1 protein-coding gene is annotated in these 399 nt (G+C 34.3%); it reads right to left on the bottom strand.

Annotation, left to right across the window (positions count from 1 at the left end):
* Positions 1-375, bottom strand: a 375-nt coding sequence (locus HZY83_RS06155; RefSeq protein ID WP_179943181.1) for an amidohydrolase family protein, incomplete at its 3' end; no start/stop codon positions are given.
* Positions 376-399: the final 24 nt, after the last annotated feature.

Below are 399 nucleotides of genomic sequence, written 5' to 3'. Positions count from 1 at the left end.
TTCTTCTTCTGCTGCTTTAGGTTCATTAATTGGTAATGTAGCAAATCCTACAAATCGATCTGGGTGTTCATTGATATATTGTGCTAACGTATCATTTGCTTGTTTACATAATTCAATTGCGCGTTCGCCTTCAAGATTGGAAGGGGCGCCATTTCCATAAGATAATACTTGCATTTCAACGTCATGTTTATCCATGAATTGAATACGTGCATCGTGATGTTTGATTTCATCTGCATCAGTAAAACCAGATTTTTCTTCAATGCCTTTTAACATCGTTTGCATAGGTACACCTTTAGGATCAGATGTCATATGTTTCATTGTTTCTTTTTGTATATCCTCAACAACATAATGTTCTTCAAAGTTTATACTTTTCATTGTGTATTTCCTCCCTAAGATAAT

It is taken from the genome of Gemella sp. GH3, from assembly GCF_013415425.1.
GTDB lineage: Bacteria > Bacillota > Bacilli > Staphylococcales > Gemellaceae > Gemelliphila.
This window is presented reverse-complemented; position numbering and strand designations above follow the sequence as displayed.